This is a genomic window from Paenibacillus oryzisoli (assembly GCF_050467285.1).
In the GTDB taxonomy this organism is placed as follows: domain Bacteria; phylum Bacillota; class Bacilli; order Paenibacillales; family NBRC-103111; genus Paenibacillus_E; species Paenibacillus_E oryzisoli_A.
This window is the reverse complement of record NZ_JBCMUN010000012.1, coordinates 1-25,244: the sequence shown is the minus strand read 5'-3', so window position 1 is coordinate 25,244 and position 25,244 is coordinate 1. Positions and strand designations below refer to the sequence as shown.

General features: G+C 50.9%; 20 protein-coding genes. 7 read left to right on the top strand and 13 right to left on the bottom strand.

Going from position 1 to position 25,244, the window contains the following annotated elements:
• Positions 1–96: 96 nt before the first annotated feature.
• Positions 97–1,161, bottom strand: coding sequence for a glycoside hydrolase family 88/105 protein (locus tag ABE504_RS20655; RefSeq protein ID WP_430092163.1), 1,065 nt, complete (start codon positions 1,159–1,161; stop codon positions 97–99).
• A 160-nt stretch (positions 1,162–1,321) separates the two neighbouring features.
• Between ABE504_RS20655 and ABE504_RS20650 the strand changes: the two genes are divergently transcribed.
• Positions 1,322–2,206, top strand: coding sequence for a helix-turn-helix domain-containing protein (locus ABE504_RS20650; RefSeq protein WP_430092162.1), 885 nt, complete (start codon positions 1,322–1,324; stop codon positions 2,204–2,206).
• A gap of 228 nt (positions 2,207–2,434) precedes the next feature.
• On the opposite strand, the gene ABE504_RS20645 is transcribed toward ABE504_RS20650, so the two are convergent.
• Positions 2,435–4,711, bottom strand: coding sequence for a heparinase II/III domain-containing protein (locus ABE504_RS20645; RefSeq protein ID WP_430092160.1), 2,277 nt, complete (start codon positions 4,709–4,711; stop codon positions 2,435–2,437).
• Positions 4,704–7,418: an alpha-mannosidase gene (locus ABE504_RS20640; RefSeq protein ID WP_430092158.1), complete on the bottom strand. Its 2,715-nt coding sequence runs from the start codon at positions 7,416–7,418 to the stop codon at positions 4,704–4,706. Before ABE504_RS20640 ends, ABE504_RS20645 begins: the two co-directional genes overlap by 8 nt.
• A 75-nt stretch (positions 7,419–7,493) precedes the next feature.
• Between ABE504_RS20640 and ABE504_RS20635 the strand changes: the two genes are divergently transcribed.
• From ABE504_RS20635 to ABE504_RS20625, 3 genes are all read left to right on the top strand, one after another.
• Positions 7,494–8,609, top strand: coding sequence for a GntR family transcriptional regulator (locus tag ABE504_RS20635; RefSeq protein WP_430092156.1), 1,116 nt, complete (start codon positions 7,494–7,496; stop codon positions 8,607–8,609).
• Between the two features lie 119 nt (positions 8,610–8,728).
• Complete coding sequence (locus ABE504_RS20630; protein ID WP_430092155.1) at positions 8,729–10,564, top strand: sensor histidine kinase; 1,836 nt, start codon at positions 8,729–8,731, stop codon at positions 10,562–10,564.
• Positions 10,561–12,120, top strand: a complete 1,560-nt coding sequence (locus tag ABE504_RS20625; protein WP_430092154.1) for a response regulator transcription factor — start codon at positions 10,561–10,563, stop codon at positions 12,118–12,120. The genes ABE504_RS20630 and ABE504_RS20625 overlap by 4 nt, the downstream gene beginning before the upstream one ends.
• A gap of 66 nt (positions 12,121–12,186) precedes the next feature.
• On the opposite strand, the gene ABE504_RS20620 is transcribed toward ABE504_RS20625, so the two are convergent.
• The 4 genes from ABE504_RS20620 to ABE504_RS20605 are packed head-to-tail and all read right to left on the bottom strand — an operon-like array spanning position 12,187 to position 18,814.
• Positions 12,187–15,285: an alpha-mannosidase gene (locus ABE504_RS20620; protein WP_430092152.1), complete on the bottom strand. Its 3,099-nt coding sequence runs from the start codon at positions 15,283–15,285 to the stop codon at positions 12,187–12,189.
• 17 nt (positions 15,286–15,302) lie between these two features.
• The gene (locus tag ABE504_RS20615; RefSeq protein WP_430092151.1) at positions 15,303–16,892 is read right to left on the bottom strand and encodes a hypothetical protein; all 1,590 of its coding nucleotides are present in this window, start codon (positions 16,890–16,892) and stop codon (positions 15,303–15,305) included.
• 55 nt (positions 16,893–16,947) lie between these two features.
• Positions 16,948–17,835 (bottom strand): carbohydrate ABC transporter permease, encoded by an 888-nt coding sequence (locus ABE504_RS20610; protein ID WP_430092149.1) that lies wholly within the window; start codon positions 17,833–17,835, stop codon positions 16,948–16,950.
• 22 nt (positions 17,836–17,857) lie between these two features.
• On the bottom strand, positions 17,858–18,814 hold the full coding sequence (locus tag ABE504_RS20605) for an ABC transporter permease (protein WP_430092148.1): 957 nt from the start codon (positions 18,812–18,814) through the stop codon (positions 17,858–17,860).
• A 276-nt stretch (positions 18,815–19,090) separates the two neighbouring features.
• Here ABE504_RS20605 and ABE504_RS20600 point away from each other — a divergent pair, with 276 nt between their 5' ends.
• The gene (locus ABE504_RS20600; protein WP_430092146.1) at positions 19,091–20,194 is read left to right on the top strand and encodes a TIGR04053 family radical SAM/SPASM domain-containing protein; all 1,104 of its coding nucleotides are present in this window, start codon (positions 19,091–19,093) and stop codon (positions 20,192–20,194) included.
• A gap of 270 nt (positions 20,195–20,464) precedes the next feature.
• Positions 20,465–21,262, top strand: a complete 798-nt coding sequence (locus ABE504_RS20595) for a hypothetical protein (RefSeq protein WP_430092144.1) — start codon at positions 20,465–20,467, stop codon at positions 21,260–21,262.
• 15 nt (positions 21,263–21,277) lie between these two features.
• On the opposite strand, the gene ABE504_RS20590 is transcribed toward ABE504_RS20595, so the two are convergent.
• From ABE504_RS20590 to ABE504_RS20565, 6 genes are read right to left on the bottom strand one after another with little or no spacing between them, the layout of a single operon-like run.
• Entirely contained in the window at positions 21,278–21,625 is a 348-nt protein-coding gene (locus ABE504_RS20590) for a hypothetical protein (protein WP_430092142.1), read from the bottom strand.
• Positions 21,610–22,308 carry a Crp/Fnr family transcriptional regulator gene (locus tag ABE504_RS20585; RefSeq protein ID WP_430092140.1) on the bottom strand — a complete coding sequence of 233 codons (699 nt, stop codon included), beginning with the start codon at positions 22,306–22,308 and terminating at the stop codon, positions 21,610–21,612. Before ABE504_RS20585 ends, ABE504_RS20590 begins: the two co-directional genes overlap by 16 nt.
• A gap of 21 nt (positions 22,309–22,329) precedes the next feature.
• A complete protein-coding gene (locus ABE504_RS20580) occupies positions 22,330–22,638 on the bottom strand; it encodes a metal-sulfur cluster assembly factor (protein WP_430092138.1) in 309 nt (102 codons plus the stop codon).
• A 19-nt stretch (positions 22,639–22,657) separates the two neighbouring features.
• On the bottom strand, positions 22,658–22,894 hold the full coding sequence (locus tag ABE504_RS20575; RefSeq protein WP_430092136.1) for a DUF2249 domain-containing protein: 237 nt from the start codon (positions 22,892–22,894) through the stop codon (positions 22,658–22,660).
• Positions 22,884–23,201 (bottom strand): DUF2249 domain-containing protein, encoded by a 318-nt coding sequence (locus ABE504_RS20570; protein ID WP_430092134.1) that lies wholly within the window; start codon positions 23,199–23,201, stop codon positions 22,884–22,886. The genes ABE504_RS20575 and ABE504_RS20570 overlap by 11 nt, the downstream gene beginning before the upstream one ends.
• A gap of 5 nt (positions 23,202–23,206) precedes the next feature.
• Positions 23,207–23,539: a hypothetical protein gene (locus ABE504_RS20565; RefSeq protein ID WP_430092132.1), complete on the bottom strand. Its 333-nt coding sequence runs from the start codon at positions 23,537–23,539 to the stop codon at positions 23,207–23,209.
• Between the two features lie 182 nt (positions 23,540–23,721).
• Here ABE504_RS20565 and hemG point away from each other — a divergent pair, with 182 nt between their 5' ends.
• Positions 23,722–25,176 carry a protoporphyrinogen oxidase gene (hemG, locus tag ABE504_RS20560; RefSeq protein ID WP_430092130.1) on the top strand — a complete coding sequence of 485 codons (1,455 nt, stop codon included), beginning with the start codon at positions 23,722–23,724 and terminating at the stop codon, positions 25,174–25,176.
• Positions 25,177–25,244: the final 68 nt, after the last annotated feature.

Sequence of the window (25,244 nt, the reverse complement as noted above, 5' to 3'; positions counted from 1 at the left end):
CTTATCGTTCCTTACACGCTTATCGCCTTCAGCATCACATGGTGAACTTCATTATAGCGAATCCGCTGTGTCACAATGCCTTGGCAATATCTATGGCTATGAAATCCTCCTAACCTCCGTCAGCATCAGAATCGTCAACGCTTGACCGTAGGTCATGGGACAAAGTTCGATTGTACGGTACGCCTCCAGCGTCTCGCCCATCCCGGTTCCATACGATACTTGCTGTACGGTGCCGTCCTCGGAAATTTGAGCGATCACGGCCTGCGCCGCCCTGCGTCCCATACTGAGATAGCAGGCGTCCAGATAGCCTCGGCGAACTGCTTTTAATATCCCGTAAGCAAACCCGGCCGTAGCGGACGCTTCCACGTAGGAGTCGGCATCATCCAGCAAGGTATGCCACATGCCGCCTTCGTGCTGCAGCTTCTCTAAAGCAGCCACCTGCGCCTGCAGCGCATCGAGCAGGAATAACTTCACGCCAGGATCGAGATCATCGACAATATTCAGATAGTCGACGACTCCGGCTGTATACCAGCAATTGCCCCGCGCCCAAAGCGCTTCGGCAAAATGATGGCGCCCCTCGAAGCTCCAGCCATGATACCAAAGCCCTGTCTTGCGATCAGCCAGATACTTGATGTGTACAAGAAATTGACGGACCGATTCCGCCAAATAGTCCTCACGGCCGAACATTTTGCCTGCCCGTGCCAAGAACAGTACCGTCATGAACAAGGTATCATCCCACAGTTGGCCTTTATTGACGTTACCGGACACAATATGCTGCAAGCCACTTTCTGTCGTACGCGGCATCGCCTCCATCACCCATTGCGCCCATTCCGCGCAAAGACTGCGGAAATCCTCACGGCCTGTTTCTTCTGCCAGATAGCTTAACGTCAGCATGGGACACAACGTGTTAACATTTTTCTCCGGTAGCCCCTTGCAAAGGTTATGATCATACCAATCTACTAGAAAGTCCAGCACCCTTGCCTCGCCCGTTTCACGGTAGTACGTGTACAAACCATATAAACCAACACCCTGGGCCCATTCCCACGTATCCATCGCAATAATGCTGATGGGACACTCTTCCTGTAATCCCGTTTCGTTACCCAGATGTTGCATCTTGTTGGCAACTTTATCGATTAGTGCACTGACGGCGGCTTTATCCATCGAATCTTCCTCCTTGGCCGTGTTATCATTTTTCATTATAAGGAAGGCTCACGCTGCCGTTCATGCATTATCGGACGAGTTTCATGCATTTTTGTGATATAATTGACGGACGGAAAGCATAAGGAATAGGGATTTTGCGGGAAGCTGGTGACATGACGCGATGGGATATAAGAAAGTTAAAAATACCTATACAGAGAATGTGAGGCTAGAACATAATTTCGGGGCCGACTGGCGCATGGACTATTATCACTTTCATAATGTTTACGAGGTGTATCTGGCTGTAACGGAAGGAGCGGAGTTCTGGGTAGGGGACCGCCAATATTTGCTGGCCCCGAACGATCTGCTTCTGCTGAGCACCAACGATCTCCACCGTTCCATTATCCATGATCGGACAAATTACGAACGCTACATCCTATATTTCAATCCTTTCTATATAAGTGCGATGAATACACCCAAGACGAATCTATTGGAATGCTTTGCCCGCAATAGCCGCTCACAGAACCACAGAATCCGGTTGAGCGGCGGCGAGGCCGATACACTTATCGGCTTGCTGCAAGCTTTCGACCCCCTTCTGGTGCAAAACGGCTTCGCGGCTGATGTCAAAGTAAGGATGCATTTGGCAAGCATCCTGATTTATTTGGAGGAAGTGACACGGCCAGAGCAAGCCAGGCCCGAGGGGAACGACATCCCTCATGCCGCTTACCCGCTAATCCGGCCCATTATGGAGTACATGAATGCCCACTTTGCCGAGCAACTTACGACCGATTGCATCGCCGATCAGTTTCATTTTAACCGCCATCGGCTCAACGAAATTTTCCGGGAAGTGACCGGGCTGTCCTTCCATCAATATTTGGTGCAGCTTCGGATTATCAAAGCGAAGGATCTGCTCGAAAAGGGGGATGTTTCCACCACACAAGCTTGTTATGAGAGTGGATTCAACGATTATTCCCACTTTATTCGCACGTTTCGCACTTTGGTCGGAGTCCCGCCAGGCAAATACGCCAAGCAGGCTGTAGAAAGTAATTTTCAGATGGGGACCAAATGAACTGGAGCTTTTCCAGTTGGTGGAACGCAAAGGTACTTAACTTGCTTGACGTCGTCTGCTCTCTTGTTGTCGGTTGTCGGTTAAGCAAATAGCCTGCCAACTTAACCTGACAACATCGAGCTCCTCCCCCTCACCCGAGGTAGTCCTCCATCCTAGGCGGACGAAAAACAGCTGATCTTCCCGAGAAGAGCAGCTGTTTTTGCATGTACCTATATCAGTCGCCGTGCCCTAGCCGGGACGGCGCGTCGCCATGGCGCTCACTTGACCAACGGTGATGACCCCGTTGGCACGTGAGACCACCTCCGCGCCCCCCTCGGCCGTCACGCGCTGCGGCATCACCGCCGGCCGCACCTCGGCGCGAAGGTACGGCTGCCCTCGCAGCGCGACTGACACTTCTGCCGGGCTTAGCTTCAGACAAGCCGTCGCTCTCGACATCGAAGCGAATAGCGTATGCCCGCTGTGACGGAGCACGCTTCCGTAGCCGATGAAACAGCGCTCGACGCTCGTCCAGTCCTCTTCGCCAGCGCCTTCAGGTCGGGTGACGGCAACCAGATAAGCATCTGTCTCCCAGCCATTCAGCAAGCGGATGCAGTTCTGATGCATAATCCGGCCATCCGCCCGGAGGTTCAAATACACATCTGTCAGCTTGCCACCTGACCGAATGCGTAAACCGAGCATTTCGTGTCCTTCCAGAGGCGTCACTTCGGGAAGCGGCTGCCCATCGTCGACCGGAATCACAGCGGTAATAAATTTAGCCTCGTTAACTAATTCGCCACTTTCAAATGACAAATACGTCACCTTTGTATCTGGCGCGTGATCGGCCAAGCCCTCTTTTTCCTGAATCGTCAGGTTCTGCGGAAACAGATGCTTCACGATGACACTGGCATCGCTGTTTGTTACCCGCACGGATCCGTGATGATCCGCGATGTCAGTCTCCCCTTCATAGTGAAGCAACCACTGCAGGCTGCCCTTCTCGTGCGCCCGCACATCGTCAATGATGACAATGACCCCGTCGACCCAGAGGAAATGACGGAAATTCCGCGAGAAATGCGGCGACATCGGGCCAGTTGCATCCGCATACACATAGCGAAGACCGGCATGATCGACCAGGTGGAATATCTGCCCGGGTTCCTTCACGCCTCGTGGAACATCCGACCGCAGCTGCCCTTCGCCATTAAACAGCACCACATTATGCGCTTCGCTCTGCACATAATAGTGGAGATACTCCGGTCTGTCGTACGAGCAATTGCCGGAGTCGATGAGCAGCGGCCGCCCCTTATGATACAGGACAAAAGAGCCCGCATCCGCATGCGCATGATTCCAAGAGAAGCCGGACTTCACAGCGAGCAGCGTGCGATCCTTCTCCCAGCCATCGCGCATTGCTGCCCAGCCGATATCTCCATAGATCACCGAAGTCTCGGCTTCGGACGGAGGGTTCGAGCCCCCCTGCCAAATCCGCTCCTGCTGGATAAAATCATAAAACCCGTACTCCGCCTGCCATTCCTTCAAGTACCAGCGCAGCCGCGGATCGTCAAGACCGTTCGCCAGCAGCAGCTTTGCGGCATGAATGGTACCTCGATACAAATGGCCGTCGCCGAAATTGATAGTCATCGCCTGCTCGGAAGCCGGATAAGTCATATGCAGGAGGAAGTCGCCGGCCTTGGCGAGCACAGGAATGTCCGAAAAATCGGTATACCCGAACGAAGCTTGGTAAGCCAATCGGAATACCAGATATTCAGACAGCCCGTAATCGGCATAATTCACACTTTCGTAGAAGGCGCCCGCTTCGTCGTAATTCAAGCTCTTATTGCCCAGCACGCTGCCTTTATAAAAGAAATACTCCGGAAAAATACGGACAATTTCATCCAGCCATGCATGCGCTTCAGGCTCCTCGTTCAGAACGGCGAGCACACCGACGCCCGCCAGCCCGGTCATCACCGCCCACCAATTGTGGCCCATGGAATCGAGGGCATGGATACGGGTGTCGGCGAAAACCCAATCCTGCAGTGTCGGCAGGACGCCGAGCTCCAGCAGCCCGCGACGAACGGTCGTCCGCTCTTCGACACTCAGCAGATCGTAAATGCAGTCATACCCAACGGCAAACCCGTGGCAGAACCGGGACGTATTCAATTCCGAATGCCACGGCGGATCGTTGCGCAGCAGCCCTTTGCCATACCATTTCTGATAGCCACTGTAATGAAGGAGCGCGTCCCTAAGCTTCCCGCCATAGTGGCGCTCCCCCGTTACCTGGTACACGAGACCAAGGATGGTGCCCATCTTGGCCACCTGCTCGCTCGGCGGTCCGTAGCGGCCATGCTGGGAATCCTCTCCGTCCGCCTCCGCTTCATCGGTAAACGATTCCTCCAGCATCTCATCCGCCTTCGCCACATAAGCCTGCCATTCCCGCGCCAGATGCGCATCCTGCTGAAGCTGCAGCCGGAACCGCTCGACCCACTCCCGATCAAAATATACATACGGATGCGGCTTCCCATTCATCTCAGCCATGATCCACTCTGCCTCCGATCGTTACGATTTCTGCAGGTCGAACCACAATCGCGTGCGGCGCCTCAATCTCGGCCCCTTCTTCTTCCAAAACATTGCTCACATACAGCGCTCCATGGGAGCCGTATACGTGCTCGATTTGCAGCCTCGCCGGCTGATTCGTCATATTGAACCACCGCATCACGAAGGCGTCGGAGGTATCGTTCATTTTAACGGCAGAGAGCGCAAGCCCTTCCCCCGACCAGCGTATGAATTGATGCTCCGCCGGGAGAACGCCCGATTGCAGCGGCGTCTGCACCGCCGTCCAAGGCACTTGGGCCTGATACGCTGCGGCAAATGAGCGTTCTGCATCCAGCTTTGCCCCGTGAGGAATGATGCCGTATTCAAACGTATGCTCGCCCAAGCATTGCGCCTCCGGCGTCGGGAAGACGCCCCAGTCCCCAAGCTCCTGCACAGCGCGCAGCAGAGTCACAGCGATCGTGCCTCGCTCATCGCGCAGTACCTCGTATTCGTTCAATCCCAGGTTATAGACTGTGAGACCATGGGAATCCTTGCGTACGTTCACAAACGCCTGCTGATGCTGACAGTTGCTCGGATTCGTCCATTCCGGGGCGGGAACCGTCGCTCTTTCCGCAACCTCAAAGATCGAATCGACGTAATGCGCATCTTCTAGAATATCCGTCGGGAACAGGACTCGCACGCGATGATCTTTGGCTTCATTTTTCAAACTCGTCTTAACCTTAAGCATGGCAGCCCCATGTTCCAGCGTAAGGCGAGTTGTAATCGTTAAAGTCACCGTTTCCTTACTGCGCTGCGCTTCCCGCTCAAGGAACGGCACGAACTCCTGAATTTCCTGGTTCAGTCGTTCATCGGCGCTGGCAGGAACCTCCCATTGATGAACGATCGCTACAACAGTGTGATAGGAAGTCTGCTCTTCTACGAAGATGCGGGCAGGCAAGCCGCGCGTGGTAAGCGGAATGTCCCCCTCAGGCGATCTGAAAATGTACTCATTTCCGATGTCCCCAACATTCTCGTAAGCCCCTAAACCGGTAAACGCCACGCCGCTGCGCTTATCGACGATGTCATACGTCCCGTCATTCGCGATGTGCACGGTCAGGAATTCATTGTCCATGCTGTGTGCATCCGCCGATGCAACAGATGGAGCCGATGCAAGCTCCGCTTGATCACGGCTTAGCGCGTAGGTGCTATACCCCATGGCCGGAACACCTTGCGCCAAGAAGTGCACTCGTACGGAACGCGCCATATATGGCTGACGGAATTTATCTTTGGGCAGCTCATAGCCGAATGTCACGCCCCGATCTTCAATCTTGGCGTCGAGCTTCTCTCCCTTGGCGTTCACAACGGCATAACCTTCCAAGCTTAGCTCCTTTAACTGCTCCACAATTTCTCGGTGATCACCGCTTCCAAACGCGATGCGTTTCACGTCCACATCGATGCTAACCACCCCTGAACGGTCCCAGCCGGTTGTATTGAACACGGTAAATGGAATCGCTGTCGTCTCGAAAGCCGCTTGCGTATTGATCTGCCCGATGATCGCCTGCATGCTGTCGGCTGCAATCTGTTCGGCGACCTGCTGGCTTTTGTCGAACCGGTTCATCATCTCACGGTGCACTTCATCCACGCTGCAGCCACAAATGCTGTCATGCGGGTGGTTTTGCATCAGCGTTTTCCAGGCATAGGTAAACAGATGGTTGGGGTAGGCGTGCCCCAGCCCATGCGCGAATGTCGCCATCGGCTCAGCCACCTTTTCCAGATAGGCTTGAACTTGCTGATTTTTCTGTTTGATATACACTCTCGCCGAAGCCGTATTGACAAGCGTCCACCAACCGTCCGTCCGCTGGCTTCTTAATTCGCCTTGAATAACCGATAAATTCTCAGGCAGGTTCTCTTTGACGCTAGTTATGTAGTCATTAAAATTGGAATGGATAAAAGCCACGTCCGGATACAAGTCCCGCGCCGTCTGCAGCGCTGCCGACAGATCGGTCTGAACCGGCTGATGATCGCAGCCATTCATGAACAGCAGATGCGGGGTGGAGGCAAAACGCTCCGCATCCTTCAGCTTCCTCTCCCAGTACTCGGTAGCCTCGTCCGGATTCACCGGAATTTCCATGCCATTGTGATACCAATTGGCGAACAGAATGCCAAGCACGGTCGAGCCGTCCGGCGACTGCCACTTCATCTCCGAGAAGGCGGATTCATAATCGCCTTTCGCCTCGTTGTTGAATCCGACCGGCTTCACCCCTCTGCCGAAAACAGCCGTATCCATCCCGGCCTGCAGCAAAATTTGCGGCGCTTGCCCCATATTGCCGAAGGAATCCGGGAAATAGCCCAGCTTGCAGACCGTCCCATATTCTCTAGCATCCTGATGCCCGATTAATAAATTGCGGATATTCGCTTCGCTGCTGGTCAGAAACTCATCCTGCAGGATGTACCAAGGGCCGATGATCAGCTTCCCCTCTTGCACCATGCGCGTAAGGATCGCTTTCTTCTCAGGCCTGATTTGCAAATAATCTTCCAAAACAATCGTCTGTCCATCCAGATGGAAGCTTTGAAAGTTGGGATCCGTCTCGAACAACGTAATCAGGGTATCCATCAATTCAACCAGAAGCACCCGGTGCTTCTCGAAAGGCATATACCACTCCCGATCCCAGTGGGAATGTGAAACGACGTGCACGGTTTTTTGTGCCATAACTTGCACTCCTTTACGAATACAGAAATAAGTTGTATATTTGTTATAAACATAATACAAGGGGAAATGAAACGTATGTCCAGCACGCCGGCAAGGATTCCCATGTACATCCAATTAAAAACATATATGATGAACCAGATTCAGCAAGGCATCTGGAAGCCCGGGGACAAACTGCCCTCGGAAAATGAGCTGGCCGAGCAGTTTGACGTCAGCCGCATTACGGTCAAAAACGCGATGGCCGATATCGTGGAACAAGGCTTGATCTACCGCATTCAAGGAAAAGGCTCCTTTATCGCCGACAGCGCATCGCCGCCCTTCCTAACGTACGAGCCTCGGGAAAACGTCGGCTCCTGCGTAGCCTTTCTTATGCCTCGTCTTGACAACTTGTTTACCGCCAACTTAATGACCGGCATCGAACAGGAACTGGCTGAGCATGGCTATCACCTCGTCTTCCGGCTTACCCATGATAAGCAGGAGCTTGAAATCCAACTGCTGAAAGAGCTCACCCAACTCGGGATGAAAGGCATTATTATTTACCCGGTGGAGGGAGAAACTTTTAATAATGAAATCCTGAAGTTGACCTTAGGCGATTATCCCCTGGTCATCGTTGACCGCTATTTGCGCGGGCTGGACGCCAATTGCGTAAGCTCCGACAACTTTGCCGGCGCATATGAAGCGGCCAAGCATTTGACAAGTCTCGGTCACACGAAGATCAGCTTTCTCAGTACCGCGATCACAGGCACAACGAGCATTGAAGATCGACTGCGCGGCTATGAGCAGGCTCTGAGTGACGCCGGGCTGTTCATCGACTATCGGCTGCGCCTGATCCTAAACAGCGGTCTACCCATCTACGAGCAGATCAAGCAGTACATCATGGACAATCCCGATGTTACCGCCATCGTAACGACGACTTCGACGATCGGTCTGTTCGCCATGAAAGCCGCTAGAGAATTAGGTCTCGCCGTTCCGCAGGATCTGTCGATTGTCTGTTTCGACGACCACGAGAAGTCCGAACTGTCAGAAGTTCCGCTGACCTATGTCAATCAAAATGAGAAGCAGATGGGCCGCGAGGCCGCGAAGCTGGTGCTCTCCCAGATCCAGAACCCCGGACAGGAGCGACGCAACCTTGGCCTTCCCAGCGATCTCGTTGTCCGCGCATCGACGACAAGTCCGAATCCCGCTCGATCCTAGCGCGCAATGGCCAGAGGCTGAGCGCCATCCATGCCTCCTTGTGTGCATTATAACATCCAAGTCATCACCGGTAAATATATTGTATATACATTTATATCATTCAACCTTTGTCAGCGGAGGTGATTTCAATCAAAGCGAAGATCCATTATCAATTTTTTATCTACTATTTGTTTCTTTCTGTCATTCCGCTCTTGGCGCTTTCCTACTACTCGTACTACAACATCAAAACCAACGCTCAAAAAGAGCTGGTCAATACGATTTCATTTGATATGCGGCAAAGCCAATCTTCCCTCGACGATCTGTACGCAAGGTTTCAGAAGTACATGGACATCCTTTCGAATTCGACTACCTTCTATACCTTTGTGCTTACCGCGTTAGGCGATATTAAGCATGGGGATGTCCAGCATGCCAAATACGTCGGTACCATGAGCCTTGATCCGCAATTTAAAAGTCTATTTGCAACCGACGATGTCGTTGCTGCCGCCTTGGTCGTGATTGACGGACGCGTCGTGTACAGCTACAAATCGTTCGTCTCCGTTACGAATGACTTCAAGAATAATCCGATCATTGCCAGCACGGAAGCCAGCCCCAATATGCGCTGGTTCAGCAATCAGTTCGCTCCGTTTGGTGCATTTGAAGGGAAATATTCGGTCATTACCAAAAATATTTATAACATTATGGGCAATAATCCATCCGAGAGCCTTTGCCAAATCATTCTCTTGGTCAATCAGCAAACGATGAACGATCTCTTGAGCAACCAGATTCGATTCCCCGACAGCATCGTTCGTGTCTTGGATACGGACAATACGGTCATTGCCGGGAACGACCATGTTTTCCCGATTAGTGATCATCGCATCGCGTCCATGACCCAGCAGCTTCCCCTGACTCAGACTTTAGACAATATCTCGTATATCGATAACTTTTTTGTTTTGCAGAACATGTCGAATGTGACCAATTGGCGCATCGTTCAGCTGTCCTCATCAAAGCATGTAACCGAAGCTTCTTCAGGAATTATTCTTTTTTCCACCATTCTCGTCATCGCTTTGCTAATGCTTATGATTCTGTTTTCGTTTTTTATTTCGAAAGAGATTCTGCTCCCCATCAAGCGTCTGGCCAATGCCATGAAAAAGGTCGGCGAAATGAATATTAAAATGGCCGTCGTGCCCAATTCCAAAAACGAAATCTCCCAGATCGCAAGCGGCTTCAACCAAATGGTGGAGCGCATCGACAACTTATTTCGGCAGACGATTGACATCGAACGCCAGAAACGCAAGTCCGAAATTGATATGCTAAAATATCAAATCAACCCGCATTTTTTATATAACACGATTAACTCCATCCGCTTTTCCGCGATGAAGCATAAGGATGAGGTTACAGCCCAAATGCTGGTCACGTTAAGCCGGCTGCTGCGCAATACCCTAAGCCACCCAAGCAATGTGATTGCGCTGAGGGAGGAAATGCAGAACATTCAAGACTATATTGCGCTGCAACAGCTACGGTATGATAGCCAGCTGCATGTTGAATACCAGATTGAGGAGCACACCTCGCATTTGCTGGTGCCGCATATGATTTTGCAGCCTATTGTGGAAAACGCCATCATGCACGGCTTGAATCACAATTTGAATACGGGCGCCAAAGCCAGCATCATCTTATCCTCTTATCTCAAAAATAATACGACGCTCGTTCTCTCTGTTCATGACAACGGGATTGGTATTGCAAGCTCGGCCATTGATCATCTGCTTGACCATCCATCCAGCATGAATTCCGAATCGCTGCGCATCGGGTTCGTCAATATTCACAAAAGAATCCGACTCCAGTACGGAGAGCCTTATGGCATCGAGATTGAGAGCGAGGCAGGCTCGTACACAAATGTGCAGATCATTTTGCCGGTACTCAACAATATGGAAGACGCCGATGCTCACTTCATTGGCGAAGGAGGTGCAAGCGAACGATGAAGGCCATTATCGTTGACGACGAGCCCTATGTCCGCCAGATGCTAAAAAATATGATCAACTGGGAGGATCTCTCCCTTGAATTGACAGGCGAGTTCTTCAATGGCCAGGATGCCTACCAGCGCATGAAGGAAGACGACCAGATCGACTTGGTCATTACGGATTTGCGAATGCCGATGATGGACGGCCTGCAGTTGATCAAGGAGACGTTAGCCATCAGACCCACGGTCACCTTTCTTGTCATCAGTGCTTTCAACGAGTTTCATTTGGTTAAAGAAGCCTTCTTGCTGGGCGCCAAAGATTATTTGTTGAAGTCCGAAATGACGGAAGAGCATATTCACCATACGCTGGCCAATCTGCGGTTAAACGATCGCCCTCAGTTAGCGGCCCCCTCTAGCAAAGATCTGATGAAGGAAACGCTGTTAAGCCGCCTGGCGGCGGAAAATATTACGGCAGCCGATCTTGGCACCTTGAAAGATTTGCTGTGCAATCAGGAAAAAAAGCGCGTCACGCTGCTGCTCTTACGCTTGAATAAACTTGACGCGCACGCATCCACGCCTGAGGCCACCATGAAGGAGACGATTGCCCAGTGCCTCTCTCCTGACGAAGACGCAGAGATTCTCGCCTTCAGCAGCCAAACGCAGGTTGAAATGATTCAAACGTCGCCATTCGAGTATTTAATCCTTGCGCTCTATGCCTGGCAGGAATCCGAGGCTTGCATTATGAAGCATTTAAGACATGCCTTCGGCACCTTTCGTCCGAAAGGATTCCGGATTAATCTCGGCGTTAGCCGCATTTCTTGCGACTTCTCCTCGCTGCCGCAGCTGCTTCATGAGGCGAGACTGTCCGTCGATTACTGTTTTGTTGCGGGTAACGGTTCGATCATTCCCTATTCGGCACAGTTTGAAGAGCTGAAGCCGCTTGCCATCGACAGCCGACAACAAGTTGCCGTCTTGAAGGATCAATTGAGTGCCATCCTTTTTGACAAGCGCAAACCGGACATTTCTAAGATCAGCATTGCGCCGCAATCCGTGAGTGCCAGCCATATTCGGGCGATCAAAGAGCTTTATATGAAATATCATTTTATTCTCATGGATTTTGCGCAGCAGAATGGACTTTACGGCGAATTACGCGAGCTCAGTAAGCAGTATGAAGAGCATTTAAAATTTTACGGCGATCTGGACTCGTTAAATAAATGGTTAGCCTCCGTCATTGACATCGTGAAAGCCCACAATAGCGAGAATTCAATGATTAACCAGGTTAAACACTATGTGGAAGAGAATTATATGCACGATATTAGCCTGCAATCGGTTGCCAACAAGTTCAATATCAACAGCAGCTATCTGAGCCGTCTGTTCTCAGAAAAAGGCGATACCACGTTCACCGATTATTTGGCCCACACGCGCATTACCAAAGCGATTGAGTTCATTAAGTTGTCCAACCTGAAAATTTATGAAATTTGTGAAAAAGTGGGCTATACGTCCCCTGAACATTTCAGCCGCACGTTCAAAAAAATGACCGGCAAGAGCCCCAAACAATTCATGGACGGCCGGGAATAAGAATAGCCAGCTTCATTAAAAAAATCTGCCGTGCAATCTCGGCAGATTTTTTTAGTGTTGCATTACTTATGCATAGCTAATTTTAAGTGTTTTAATTTCAAAAGGCTTGAAGCTCAGTGCGATCTCGTTCATCGTTTCCAACGGCTCGATGTCTTCCTCCAGCATATTGGTGAGCGTGGCCTGGGTCATCTCGTCCGCAAACGTCAGAATCGAATTGGTATACGTTCCCTCCGCTTCGTACAACCTAACGATATAGGCCTTCTCGTGATCTTCGCATGGCTTGATCGCTTCAATGATCACGTTAGGCTCGCTTACGCGTATGAACGAGTCAAAGCTGCATACGCCCGGCACGATAATCGGCTTATAATTGAACGCATAGGCCGGCTTGATGACGGCATCTGCATCGAAGCCGCTATGGTGCGGCAGGAAGGCGTAGGAGCAGCTGTGCTCGCCCTTGTCGCCTCTGACATCCGGCCGGCAGCCGCCTTTATGCAGCGTCAGCCCCAGCTGGGATTGGTGGACGGAGATGCCGTATTTGCAATCATTTAACAGGGCAACGCCGTACTTGTTTTCCGACAAATCGGTATATTTATGATTGCATACTTCAAATTTTGCCTTTTCAATATCCGTATTGCGCGTCGTCGGCCGCTTGATATACCCGAACTGCAGCTCCTGCCTCGCAAAATCCGCAAAAACACTCGTATCGAACACCGTCTTTAACAGGCGGTGATCATCCTGCCAATTCATCAGCGTCTCAAATTTCACTTGCTTGCTGTCACTGTAGAAAATGACATCCTGTTGCAAGCTCGATTTGGCGGTCAGCTGGTAGTGATTGCGGATTCGGAATTCCACAAGCCCATCGGAGACGATTTCGCTCGAGAGCAGCTCGGCACTGTCCTTGAACTTTAGCTCAACATCCGCATCAATGTCCCAGCTGTCCCAAGCCGTTGGCACATCCTCTGCCATGAGCAGCGTATTTAAGGCATAGCCCTGCCCTCTAAGCTCCCGATTCAAGCTTTTATCGATCAGCGACTTGATATAGCTCTTCTCGTCAAAAACCACGGTGTAGAACGGCGTATCCAGCGTATGGTTCTCGTAATGGAAGCAGGAGCCTTGACCAGGTTCCCCTTCCACCCGCTCCAGCACTACAGACGACAACGCTTTTATCGTAACACCGGCGACGGCCAACTGCTTGTTCCCCCACAGGTCGGTGACACGCTGCTGCGCGTAATCTCCTTGAATCACGCAGCCGTCAACAGCCTCCACATAAATGGGTTCGCTGCGGTCGAACGATAAGGTGTTCATCACGGAAATGGTATGATCTGCCGCTTGGGCAGCGACTACCTGTTGAATGAGCTGATCCGCTTGCTGAATCAGGTGCGTCGTTTCCCTTATGCTTCGATCATGCACGTCCGGAATCGAGGTGCCCGGCAAAATATCATGGAACTGATTAATCAGCAGCGTCTCCACCAGCGGCTTAATCTCGGTATCGCGGCATATCTCATCCCGGCTAACGGCATCTCTCACCGTGAGATATTCCAAGTCATGCACACGAATCTCGGACAAGCGATTGTTGCGCTTGATCGTATGCTGATTCGTCAGCGTGCCTCGATGCAGCTCGAGATACAGCTCCCCCGCATACACGGGCGGGTTCGTCAGTGATTGCTCCAGTCGCTGCATGAAATCGCCAACGAACATCGTCTCTACGCGCGGACAGCCTTCCAGATCGCGGCTTCTGCGCGCCATTTCAATCATTTCAAATTGCGGACCGCCGCCGCCATCGCCATACCCATAAGCAAGCAGGCGCATATTGGACACGCTTTTATCCGTGATGGCATCCTTGGAACGATGTCCGTCCATGACGGAATCAATGCAGGTTTCCGGATCTGGCCACAGATGCGTTTTGTTCAAATGCGATAACACTCTCGTGCCGTCCAGCCCTTGCCAGTAGAAGGTGTCGTACGGGAACTTATTCGTATCGTTCCACGACATCTTCGTCGTCAGGAAGTAGTCGACCCCGCACCCCTTCATGATCTGCGGAATGGATGGACTGTAGCCGAACGTATCCGGCAGCCAGAAGCAGTTCGACGTATAGTCGAAATGCTCCCGTGTGAACCGCTGCCCCCAGACGAACTGGCGCATCATCATTTCCCCGCCGACCAGATTGCCGTCGCATTCGATCCAGACCGCGCCATTCGGTTCGTACCGGCCGGCTTTGACCGCAGCCTTGATGCGCTCAAACAATTCGGGATAGTGCTCCAACATCATTTTTCCGTGATAGGCAGAACTTTGCACGAACATATACTCCGGATACTGCTCCATTAAGCTGAGCTGATTGGCGTAAGTGCGTGCGCACTTCTTCACAGTCTCTTCAATCGTCCAGCGCCAGGCCGTGTCCATGTGAGAGTGCCCGATGACCGCCGCAATCGGCGCCAGCGACGTATTCTTGTATTCGTACAACGGTTTGATAAGCAGGCTGGCTTGCCTCACAGCTTCTTCAAACAGCTCCGGCGCAATATTATCGGGAGAATAATAGAGAACCTCGTGAATTTGCGTCAACGTCCTGATGATATTGGCACGGACGAAACTGTTCTTATCCAGTGCGCCAGCCATCTGGTTGAACGTCTTCAGGTCGAAGTAAAAGTCGGCCATGGCATGGTTTTTCACACAAATCTCCACCGACTCGTACTTGTGCATAAAGTCAGAGCGCGGAGATTCGGCCAAAGGCTGGCTTGCCGCAGAGAAATGCCCCGCATAGGACTCCAGCGCGATCTCAATGACCTCACCGGCTTGAACGGTCGTCTTGAGCAAATCGCAGTAATGATTGCCATGGCTTAATGTAAACGTCCCATAAGGCGCCCCGTTGACCCAGAGCATCGTCTCATGGCCTCCGACATGCGGCTTCAGGAATAGGGTCTGTTGGTCCAGCTCCGGCTTGACCGTGTAGGTTCCCTTCAGCCAGCAGTACTGGCTCTCGCCGCCCCAGACATCGCCTGGGCTTGCCTGAACGAACAGCTGGCTCTCCGGGATGCGATGGAGCCGTTCCGGCGTTCTGTAGATGCCGACATCCAACGTATCCACTTTCGTAAAGATGTACGGCTCGATCGTTTTCTCAAATCGCTTGAGCTTGCCCAGCATGCGTTCTGTCTGTTTATCATTCAGCATAGCGTTCAACGTTCTCCTTACTTCTTGTTGTATAATCGGTTAGCATTTTTCACTAACTCATCGCCCAGTTGTTTTCTCCAATCGGCAATAAACGCATCGAAATCTGTAATCGACTTCTCGCCAACGATAACGGATGTGTACATCGTGTTCCATTGCGTCGCATAGGTTTGGTTTTTGCCGTCCAAATTCTCGCCGGACTCGGAAGTTATCGGACCTTCAACCGTCGGTTTATCCGTGGTCACGAGGTAATCAATGTTTTTCTTGCTGTACAATCCGTTGTCATCAAACAACAGCTTCTGTCTGTTCTCTTTCACAAAGGTAGGAAGAATTTTCGCATTGACGTCATCCGTGGCATCGAAACCGCCGTTAAATGGCCAACCGAAGCCTTCTTTGGCTTTGGCATCATTCGTCGAGAATTCCTGTTTGGTCACAGGAGCGCCGTTAACCAGCGTATAGTGCGTATCTTTCAAGCCATACTTGGCAAGTGTAAACAGCTCTGGATCGCTGAAAATTTTATCCCATGCCGTCATGATTTTATGCAGCTTATCCCGATCTTTCTCCAGCTTCTTGTTGAAGAAGACGATATTGGTAAACATCGGCGCATTGGCAACGACTGGCTTGCTGCCATCGCCCAGCGTCGGCAGCGGTGCCCAGTCCAGCTTGGCATTCGGATATTTCGCCGTTAGCTTGGCCCCAATGCTTCCCTCATCGAAAGGCGGATTGATCTGAAGCGTCGTATTGTAATATTGGTAAAAGAGCGCGTTATTGTTGACAAATTCATCAGCTGGTGCCGATGTATTCTGATACATCGTGTAGTACTCCGGATTGATGTAGCCGGCTTTATACCATTTGTTAAGCTGGATCAGCGCTTCTCTCATGCCAGGCATGAAGGGCGCATATTGAATCTGGTTATCCTTATAGATCCAGGCATCTCGGCGCACCCCAAAAGCGGACAAGAAATAATACATCGCCTGCGCTTCTCCGCCGTTCTGAACCGTGATCGGGTAATTGTTCGGATATTTCTCCTTATACTTCTTCAGCACAATATCCCAATCGGCAATCGTTTTGGGCATACTGACCCCAAGCTCTTTCAAAATGTCGGAACGGATGGCGACGCCATAAGGCAAAGAGTTGCCTAAAGCTCCATTATTAAAGCCCTTCAGCTTGCCGTCTCTGGACCAAAGGTCGAGGATATGGCTCTTTTGATTGCCCACTCTGCTGATGAACGAGGCATAGATGTTAGGTGCGTATTGCTTCACTTCGTCCTCCGTCAAGCTTGCGGCCGAGTCAAATAGCGCTTTGCTGCTTGTCACGTAGCCGCCGTACACATCCGGCATTTCCCCGGACGCCACGAACAGGTTTAGCTTGGTGTCATAGTCCGCATCGGGCACCGCCGTGATTTTCAAATCAACGCCCAGCTTTTCATTCAACTGCCGAATGACCTCCGAATTAGGGTTCGGCTGAATGCGGTTTGTAAAGATATTGATCGTCGGTCTTTCCGTCGTCTCTTTCTTGGTGTCCGTGCTCGATGTTGAACAACCTGCAAGTACAGCAACAGCAGCCGTGGTTAAAACAAGTGAGGCAGAAACACTTTTGACAAATTTCATCGACAATTTCCCCTTTACCTTCATCCTATATTTGGACTAGCCTTTGAAACCTATATTAACCTTTCACAGCACCGATCATAATGCCCTTCACAAAATATTTCTGCAAGAAGGGATATACCATAATGATCGGGATCGTGGTGACAAGCAGGATGGCTGCCTTGACCGATTCAGCGGTATATCGTTGACCGGACATATCGACATTTTCGATCCCCATGACGTTGGCCAGCGCTGCATCCTGGGCATTATTCAGCACATCTCGCAAAATAATTTGCAGCACTTTAATTTCACCATTCGAGATATAGATCATGGCATCGAACCAGGAATTCCATTGACCGACCATCGACCACAACGTCACGGTTGCAATGATGGGAGTGGACAGCGGCAGTACGATGGTGAAAAAGATCGAAAAATCATTCGCCCCATCCATGTAGGCGCTCTCCTCCACTTCAACAGGAAGCGATGTGAAGAAGTTCCTAATAATCACAATCGTATACGCACTGCATAAGCCAGGGATGACTAAGGACCAAACCGTATTGAGCATATGCAGCTCTTTGACCAGCAAATACGTCGGAATTAATCCCCCACCGAAAAACATCGTAAATAGGATAAGGCCCATCCACATTTTTCTGCCTAGCAGATGTCGTTTGGATAGCGGATAGGCCAGCATCGCGGAGACCACCACCGTAAGAACGGTTCCCAAGACCGTACGCAGAATCGTCCAGTAATAGGATTCAAGCAAAGAGCCGGTCGCAAAAATCTGCTTATAGGCATCGAACGTCGGATTGCTCGTGAACAGATGGAGCCCGACTTTGCTCGCTTCATTCGGAGGGCTGACTGAAATCACAATCTGCTGCAGGAACGGGAACACAATCGTTAAGCAGATAAATACCATGATCCCGATATTAACAACATTAAATATCCTTTCACCTGCGCTTTTTTTCATGGGTACGCTCTTTCCTTTCTGATCAGAAAACTGTGTAGTTCGAAAGCTTGCCCACAATCCAATTGGAAAACAGCACAAGGATGAGCGCGATCACGCTTTTCGCAATACCAACGGCTGTGGAGAAGCTGTATTGCATATCGACCAAACCTACCCGGTACACAAATGTATCGATAATATCCGCGGTTGGCATCACCATGGAATTGTACAAGTTAAAAATTTGATCAAAGCCGCCATCGAGAATACCGCCAAGCCCTAGGACAAAGAGCATGCAAATGGTTGGCAAAATACTTGGAATCGTGATGTACCAGCACTGTTTGAACCTCCCCGCGCCGTCAATCACCGCCGATTCGTACATGTCGGAATTGATGCCGGCAATCGCGGCCAAATAAATGATACTGCCGTAGCCGATTTCCTTCCATACGTTCGAAAGCAGCAGGATTTGGAGGAACGACTGCCCGTTTCCTAATAGAATGCGGGGCTGCCAACCCAACGCTTCGCAGATCAAGCCGTATAAACCGTAGCTTGGGGAAACGAGTTGGAAGATCAGACCGGCGACGATGACCCACGAAAGGAAATGCGGGAGGTATGAAATCGTTTGCACAATTCTTCTAAATTTATTAGAGACCAGCTCATTCAGCAATAAAGCAAAAATAATCGGCGCTGGGAAGCCTATGGCAATCTTCAAGATGCTGATTTTCAACGTATTGACCGTGACGGTCCAAAAATATTTCATTTCCAGCATCTCGCGGAAATATTTGAAGCCTACCCACGGGCTGGCGAACACGCCGTCTTGCGGGCTGTAATCCTTGAACGCGATTAGGATGCCGTACATCGGGCCGTATTTAAAGACCAAAAAGTAGATCATGCCGGGCAGTAATAACAAGAATAGAAACTTCTGCTTCATTAACTTAGGAAGGAAGCTGGCTTTCTTGCGCGGTTGACGAATGCCCACGCCTACCTGCTCATTCACAACGCTCATCATTCATCTCCTGCTTTCTTTCGTTTGTAGGACACACTCTCGACGAATGCGCTTTCTTTCTCTCGCTTGTTGGTTGGCATGCCCTTATTGTAGCGCTTATATTTTTGAAAATTAATGATGTATCTTTACAAATCCTGACGGATTTTTACTGTCACAGGCAGGCTTATTGGGCGCTGCCTATTTTATTGGCATTTGTGATCCCCCTCACATTCAGGTCGCCGTATCTCTATTATCATGGTAGGCATCGGCCAATCAAAATTGAAAGGGGTGGTAAGCATGGAAGCTGCTTTAACGAAGCCCCGCAACTACCATGAATACCCGTTTATTGTGATCTGGGAGGTGACACGCTCCTGTGCTTTGAAATGCTTGCATTGTCGGGCGGAGGCACAGTACAAAGCAGATCCCAGACAGTTGACCTTGGAGGAAGGGAAACAACTGATCGATCAGATCGCCGACATGCAGCATCCGCTGTTCGTATTCACGGGCGGCGATCCCTTAATGCGAAACGATTTGTTTGAGCTTGCTGATTATGCCATTCGTGAGAAGCAGCTTCCCATCTCCATGACGCCAAGCGCGACGCCCAAAGTGACCAGGGAAGCCGTTATGAAAGCGAAAGCAGTCGGTCTCTCGCGCTGGGCATTCAGCCTGGACGGCTCCACCGCTGACATTCATGATCATTTCCGCGGAACCAAAGGTTCCTACGAAATGACCATGCGGGGCATCTCGTATTTGCATGAACAGCAAATTCCGATCCAGATCAACACCACCGTCTCCAATTACAACTTGCATGATCTTGCTGCAACGGCTGAAAAGGTGAAAGAAATGGGCGCTGTCCTCTGGAGCTTGTTCTTTCTCGTGCCCACAGGCCGCGGTATGCACAAGGATATGATCACACCTGAGCAGCATGAGAAGGTCATGCAGTGGCTGTACCGCCTAGGCCCCCAGATGCCATTCGGCATCAAAACAACCGAGGCGCCTCACTATCGGAGGGTAATCGCGCAAGAGAAAAGCCTGGAAAGCCTTCTGTCCGCTCACCATGGGACTGCCCCTAAACACGTCGACCGCTTGGGACGGGCTCCCAAGGGCGTGAACGACGGAGACGGCTTTGTCTTCATCAGTCACACGGGGGATGTATACCCCAGCGGCTTTCTTCCCCTCTCCTGCGGCAACGTCAGGCAGACGCCGCTGCTCGATATTTATCGCAATTCGCCCATCATGCGGGAACTTCGTGATAAGTCGCTGCTGAAGGGCAAATGCGGCGTATGCGAATTCAAGAACATCTGCGGCGGTTCCAGAGCCCGGGCTTACGCAGTAACCGGCGATTATCTGGAGAGCGACCCTGCATGTTCGTATGTGCCCCAATCATTTGTCCCCTGCTGAAGGAGGGCTTTTCATGCCAAAGAGTTGGGTTCGCTATCCGATTCTCTACTTTCTATTCACAGCCGCAGCCGGGGTCGTATTGCGAGGGATGGCCTTCCTGCCGGCATGTTCATCGCCTTCTATGTACAAGGCTATGGTCTTTTCTCTATTCTCTTTTCTACCGTTCACATCTTCTTATCGTACAGCCTTGCTGCCTGGATGTGGCGAAAGCTTCGAAGCACTCGATATACCGGGATATCGGTTCGCTTTGCCAAGGCGAGCTTGCTGTTCATGGTGTTGTCCTCACTGGGCCCCTGGAGCTTAGCCTTTCTAAGCGCCAGGCATCTCACCGAAAGCCCCTGGTACCATGCCGCGCTCTACTTTTATCTGCATTGTCAATATAACGGTTGGTTTACGCTGGGTCTATTCGCCTTACTGTATTCGCTGTTGGAGCAAAAGAAGGTTAGTCTGCCTGCTAAACTTACGAGCTGGCATTATAGGGGCTACACGATCACGTTATTGCCTTCTTTTATCCTCTCCTTACTGTGGATGAAGCTGTCCGCGGTTTGGACGGTCATTGGCGTTGTCTCCGGACTCTTGCAATGCGTCGCCGTAGGTGCGTTTTTCCTGCTATGGTTTGGTAAACGGCGGTTCTCGCCTCTCGGATTATCCGGATGGCCGCATATCTTCCTTAATTTCGCGCTCGCAACGCTATTTCTCAAAATGCTACTGGAACTCGGCTCCGCCATTCCCATTCTGGAACCGCTTGTATTTGCTACGCGAAATATCGTTATCGGCTATCTCCATCTCGTTCTGCTGGGCTTCGTTAGCTTCATGCTCCTTACTCTCCTGCTGCAAATGAACCTGCTTAAGGTTAGCGGAAAGAGCCTGCAATTCGCCGGCCTCTTCGCGATAGCGGGCTTTATCTTGAACGAGGCTGCGCTCTTCTTAGACGGTCTTCTAGACTGGACCCTCTCGTCGGGCTTTCCATACAGGTCAATGTGGCTGCTCGTTGCCAGTCTGCTCATGTTTATCGGAATCGGCATCATCTGTTATTGGCAATATTCAAGACATAAACAAACAAGCTAATTTCCAAAATGGAGATTAGCTTGTTTGCCTCATGTTCGCAATAGTTTCTTTCATTCGCTGCTGCACACCTTCGACAATATCCGCGATTTCCTTTTTCGTCGCATCCTCCAAATGAATGCCCATAACTACGGTGACCGTTCGATTCAGGAGACTGGCTGCAACTTCAGCGATTTCCGTCGCCAAGCGATCCTCGCGATGGCCTGGTATGGTGACGGTTTGCATCAGCATTTCCTTCTTGGCAGGATAAGCTGTTGCCACAGCTCCAATATGAGCCCTCCCGCCACTGATCAGAAACACCCAATCATGGCCCATCGGGTACAGCTGAATATCAATGTGATAATCTAGCCCTAACTGTCTCTCCAATGCCGAAGCGCCTCCAAATCATGAACAACAAAGCCCATCCGGTCTGTTTCCACAATACCATCCTTGCGAAGCTGATTCAGCATCCGGTTCACCGTTTCCCTCGTCGTTCCGATCGCATTGGCGATATCCTGGTGCGTCATCGGAATTTCGATGCGCAGCCTTCCATTCTTCATTCTGCCATTCGTCTCGGCAAGCTTCAGTAAAAACAGTTGACCCCGGTTTTGCACATCTTGACCGGTCAATTCCTGAATCTTTTCCTGCAATTCAATCATCTTCTGACTCATCACCCTCAAAATTTTAACGGCGATGCTCGGCGTGCTGCTTAACAGAGACTCGAACGGTCTGATGGGCATGGCAAGGAGAATCGTCGGAACAATGGTTTCCGCTGTAGCTGGGTAACAAGCGGCATGAAATAACCCCGTATGCGGAAACATATCTCCCGTTTTCAGAATAGAGACGATTTGTTGATGACCATTTTCATCCGTCTTGTACGTTTTGACCAACCCACTCTGAATAAAATAGACCGCTTCTTTCTCGCTGCCTTCCGAGAACACGATAGCTTTCTTCCGGAATGTGCGTTGGATCATGATTGTGCACAGGCCCTCCAGCTCCTCATTGGATAAATCCCGAAACAACGGAACCTGACGAAGCAGACGCTCAGTACCTATTCGTTCATCCGGCATGTTCACCCCTCCACCTCAGCTTCAAAAATAGTCCAGTTGCTCTTTCGCTGCCTCTGACATCTTCTCCGGCGTCCATCGCGGCTCCCATACAACATCGACATGAACCTTCACCGAACCGGACATTTCCTCGAGCGCCCGATGAACCCCGCCAACGATCGTATCGTGCATCGGGCAGCCCGGCGTCGTCAAGGTCATGCGAATATGAACCTGATCATCCATAAGCTCGATCTCATAGATAAGTCCTAGATCTACAATATTCACGCCAAGCTCCGGATCAAATACTTGTTTAAGCTGCTCACGAACTTGCGCAATGGTTACGTTTGTCCCCATCCCTGCTCACTCCCAATCGTTATAATGAACTGCCGGTTTTTTCAATGGTTACCTTGGCTGAACCGTCCGGCTGGCGATCCACCTCATACGGGTAGCCCAAGCGCTGCAATTCCTCGATCAGAAACATCGGGAGGCGATCATTGTGTATCTTCACTTGATCTCCGACCTGGCTTTCCTCTAACGCTTGAAGGGTGCGCATCATAGGCTCAGGAGGCTCTAAACCGCGATTATCCAGCTCTCTCACGTTACGGCTCATCATGAGCCACCTCCTCCTCTTCGTCCCGCTTCTTGAATTGACTTAATTCCAAATGCCCCCATTGAACATGGACTTCCCGAGCAAAGGCAACGATCCAATATCCCGCTTCTATCTGCTCTTCCCTGTGCGAATACCCTTTAACCTTCATGACACCGAACAGCGGCGTTGGCTTAAACGGAGCATGCAGAATAAAAAGATCCTCCGGCTCCAAGGCGGTCACCGCATCCATAATGAGCTTGAAAGGCTCCAGCTTCTTCTTTAAATGCGGGCGGACATCCAATTCAACCACTCGCTCATGCTTATTCATCAAGCTCACCTCGCTTTCGCTAAGTAGCCGCAGGCCAGATCATACAAGCCATACATGCCCCCGTACAGCGAATAAAAGAAAGAATCCGGTGCGTTCATGCTAAAAGATAAATAGACTTTGGGATCGATCCCGAGCATCCGTTCAAACAAGGCGGCCGTATCGTAGGCGTAGAAACAGAAATAGGTGTAATCAAACTCCGGCATCTTATCACAGATCGTGATAACCTCTTCAGCAAAATCCTCCAAATGCGCAGCTGCGTCTTTAACCATTGATAAAGCGTCCTCCAGCGTTGCCGTAATTTGAAGCGTCGTCGGATTGACAATCTCCACATGTGCCATCAATAATCTTCCTCTCAGAACATCATTTTCAATCACAGCTCCATTATACGAGAATGGCCAAAGCCACAATGTGATGGATATCACGTTTATACACAAATACAAAAAAGTGATGTACATCACTTTCAGTCCTCCATGCCAATGGTACATTGGTTAAAAACACATGAAGGCAGGCGTGCAAGTTTATGTGCCAAAAAACCAAACACATCGCAGTCATTGGCGGAGGGATTACAGGACTGACCGCTGCTTATGAATTGCACAAGCGTTATGCTGCGGAGGAACAATCCATTCAAATCACCCTGTTGGAAGAGAGCAATGCCCTCGGCGGGGCTATTCAAACGTTACGAAGAGACGGCTTTATTATCGAGAAAGGCCCTGACTCCTTCTTATCCCGAAAGCCCGCTGTACTCAGATTGACGAAGGACCTTGGCCTGGTCCCGGAGCTAGTCGGACTTTCCCCCGGGGCCTCCAAGAGTTTTATTTATTTAAAAGGAAAGCTTCACCCAACGCCCGCAGGCTTGGCCATGGGCATCCCCACCCAAATCAAGCCTTTTGCAGGTACTCGCTTACTGTCACTGCCCGGGAAAATTCGGGCAGCTTTTGATTTGCTTTTACCCCGCAAAGGCACCTCCGAGGATGAATCCCTGGGAAGCCTAATTGAGCGAAGACTAGGCGCACAGGTTGCCGACCGTTTGGTCGGGCCCATCCTGGCAGGCATCTATGCCGGTGACCTGCACGAGTTAAGTACGGCTGCGACGTTCCCGCAACTGCTGGATATGGAGAACGAGAACCGCAGTCTAATTCTGGGCATGCTCGCCTCGAGGAAAATGCACAAAACAAAAGCCTCAACGCCCGATGGATTTGAGTTGCCACCAAGTATCCGTGGAAGCATGTTCCTCTCGTACAGTGGGGGACTTTGCACGTTAGTTGATCGCTTAAAAGAGGCGCTGATGAGCGCCGGTGTCCTGATCCGTCTCAACCAGTCCGTTCAAGCTGTAACACGGCATCAGGAAACGTATCATATTCACCTTTCGGATCAATCGGTGGTAGACGTAGACGGCATCATCATGGCCGTACCTGCGGAGCAAGCCTCGAACCTCCTTCAGGGCAGCGCTCATCAGATAACCAATTGCTTGACACACATCCCCAGTGTTTCTGTAGCTAATGTCGTCCTGGCTTTCGATCACGATCCATTCAAACAACCTTTGCAAGGTTCCGGCTTCGTCGTCCCTAGACAGGAAGGCCTGCTCCTCACCGCCTGCACCTGGACATCGTCCAAATGGCGCCATACCGCTCCCCCCGGCAAAGTGCTCATACGGGCTTACGTTGGTCATTGGGGAGATCAGTCTCACCAATACTTGACGGACAGGGAACTCGTGCAGCGGGTACAGAAAGATTTGTTTGCCATTCTGGGAGAACGGGCAGTGTCCCAATTTACGGAGGTTACCAGACACCCCTCAGCGATGTCGCAATATTTAGTCGGCCATACGGCCCGGTTAAAGGACTTGGAAGAGGAACTGCGCGTGCGTTATCCCCATTTGATTGTCGCCGGAAGATCGTACCGGGGCGTCGGCATACCGGATTGCATTGCGCAAGGCGCGGAGTCGGCGGAACGGTTGTTTCAACAATTAAGAAGATAAGTGATTCTGTCATTTGACCAGAATGACAAAAAGGACCCCACGGCACTGCAATGTCATTAAGATAAGGC